The sequence below is a fragment of the Rhizobacter sp. P3_B12 genome, assembly GCF_056402895.1.
Map to the genome: position 1 here is coordinate 1 of NZ_JBFUGN010001048.1, position 2,070 is coordinate 2,070.

Here is a 2,070-nt window from a genome sequence, read left to right on the forward strand (position 1 = left end):
GACGTGTTCCTGATGTCGTCGCACTACGAAGGCGTGTCGATCGCGATCCTCGAGGCGATGCGCGCCGGGCTGCCGGTCGTCGGCACCCAGGTCGGCGGCATCCCCGAGACCGTGCTGCAAGGCGAGAGCGGCCTGCTCGTGCCCGATGGCGACGAGGCCGCGTTCGCCGACGCGATGCTGACGCTGCTGCAGGACGCGAGCCGCCGTGCCACGCTCGGCCGCGCCGCCACGCAACGCCAGCGCGATGCCTTCTCGCTCGAAAGCACCGCCCAGCGCTACCTGCAGATCTATGCCGGAGGCCTGCGGTGATCATCAAGGCGCTGCTGCGCAAGCTGCTGAGCCCGGTGCTGCGCTACCGCGGCGATGCGCCGGGCCTGTACCTGAGCTTCGACGACGGCCCGCACCCGGTCGTCACGCCGCAGGTGCTCGATGCGCTCGAGCGCGGCGGCGTGAAGGCCACCTTCTTCATGATCGGGCAGGAGATGGAGCGCCACCCGGCGCTGGTGGCCGAGGTGCGCGAGCGCGGCCATGCGATCGCGCTGCACGGCTTCACGCACCGGCACTGCAGCGACATGAGCTGGCGCGAGCAGCTCGACGACCTGCGCCGCATGCGCGCGGTGGCCGCGCGCTTCGGCGTGCGGCTGCGCAGCTACCGGCCGGCGTACGGCGAGCTGTCGGTGCTGCGCATCGGCTGGTGCCTGCTGAACCGCGTGAAGATCGTGATGTGGTCGTTCGAGACCCGCGACTCGTTCATTCAACAGGCCAGCGAACTCGAAGCGCGCGTCACGCCGCAAGCCCTGACGGACGGCGACATCCTGCTGTTCCATGACGACACCCCGGTGACCGCGCAGGCCCTGCCGCGCTTGCTGGACAACGCCCGCGCAGCCGGCCTGCGCTTCGGCGTCCTGGAGACCGTGTGAAGACCCTCATCCACATCATCAGCGCCGACGACGTGTTCGGCCCCGAGAAGACCGTGATCAACGAATGCCTCGCGCTGCGCGGCAGCGACTGGCACGCCCGCATCATCAACCTCTGGAACACCGACGACACGCCGATCTCGCGCAAGGTGCGCGAGGYCGGCATCGACTACGAATGCCTGCCCTCGGCCGGCAAGCTCGACCTGGGCGCCATCCGCAGGCTCGCCGCGAAGCTCGCCGCACAGCCCGGCACGGTGGCGCACAGCCACGGCTACAAGGCCGACCTGTACACGCTGCTGGCGGCGCGCCGCGCCAAGGTCACGGCCCTCACCACCGCCCACGGCTGGACCTCGGAGAACGCGAAGGTGCGGCTGTACGAGCGGCTGCAGGCCTTCCTGTGGCGCTTCTTCGACCGCGTGGTCTGCGTGTCGCAGAGTTACCGGCAGCTGGCCGTCGCGGCTGGCGTGCCGGATCGCAAGATCACCGTCGTGCACAACGCGATCCGCAGTTCCTACCAGGCGCAAGGCGCACAGGCACGCGCCGATGCGCGCGCGGCGCTCGGCCTGGCCGACGATGCGCAGGTCGTCGCGATCATCGGGCGGCTGGGCATCGAGAAGGGGCACCGGCTGTTCGTCGACGCGGCCGCGCAGCTCGCGCCACGTTTTCCGAAGGCACGCTTCCTGATCGCCGGCGAAGGCGCGCAACGCGCCGAGATCGAGGCCCAGGTGGCGCAGCTGAAACTCGACGGCACGGTGCGGCTGCTCGGCCACCGCAACGACCTGCCGGCGATCTACCCGGCGCTCGACCTGCTGGCAATGGCGTCGCTGCGCGAAGGCCTGCCGAACGTGCTGCTGGAGGCGATGCTGCACGGCGTGCCCGGCGTCGCGATGGCGGTGGGCGGCATCCCCGAGGTGATCGGCGACGGCGTCGACGGGCTGCTGGTGCCGCCGGGCGACCTGGTGCGCTTCGCCGAATCGCTGGCGACATTGCTCGGCGACCCGGCGCGGCGTGCGGCGATGGGTGCGGCGGCGGTCACGAAGGTGCGCGACGGCTTCCTGTTCGATGCGCGGATGAAGCGCATGGTGGCGATCTACGAGGCGGGGCTCGCGCGGCCCGGCACGCCGGCACCGGCCGCAGGGAGCACCGCATGATG

3 protein-coding genes are annotated in these 2,070 nt (G+C 71.0%); all 3 read left to right on the top strand.

Going from position 1 to position 2,070, the window contains the following annotated elements:
• On the top strand, nucleotides 1–309 hold a 309-nt coding region (locus AC1D01_RS31875; protein WP_477873516.1), incomplete at its 5' end, for a glycosyltransferase family 4 protein.
• Nucleotides 306–920, top strand: a complete 615-nt coding sequence (locus tag AC1D01_RS31880; protein WP_477873517.1) for a polysaccharide deacetylase family protein — start codon at nucleotides 306–308, stop codon at nucleotides 918–920. The genes AC1D01_RS31875 and AC1D01_RS31880, both read left to right, overlap by 4 nt.
• Nucleotides 917–2,068, top strand: a complete 1,152-nt coding sequence (locus AC1D01_RS31885; RefSeq protein ID WP_477873518.1) for a glycosyltransferase — start codon at nucleotides 917–919, stop codon at nucleotides 2,066–2,068. Before AC1D01_RS31880 ends, AC1D01_RS31885 begins: the two co-directional genes overlap by 4 nt.
• Nucleotides 2,069–2,070 lie beyond the last annotated feature (2 nt).